Here is a 376-nt window from a genome sequence, read left to right as displayed (position 1 = left end):
GGTATAAATGTTAAGAAGGGTTCCTAGACTATTTTTATTCTGTTTATGAGAATAATGAGCAAAAACTAACAAAGTTGAGTTTTCTAACTCATCCGGTCTCTCTTTACATTTTCTATTTTACCAAAAAAAACGGAGAAAACTTTACATATTTTTAAAATATGTAAGAAAAAATCATGAACAGTCATTTTCTGATCTTGAATGGTAATTTTGTGAGAATTATTTTGAACGATTACTAATCTACTAGGTTAATATCAAGGCCTATGTGCTTTAGATACAATAAAAAACGCCTAGCTGCTGTTGCTAGACGTTCTTTATTAGGAGAGATCTGGAAATCTAGGAATGGGGGAAAAGTGTTTGGGGAAGATAGGTATAAATG

Source organism: Streptococcus sp. HMSC065H07 (assembly GCF_001837325.1).
GTDB lineage: Bacteria > Bacillota > Bacilli > Lactobacillales > Streptococcaceae > Streptococcus > Streptococcus salivarius_H.
The sequence above is the reverse complement of the archived record's forward strand: the minus strand, read 5'-3'. Positions refer to the sequence as shown.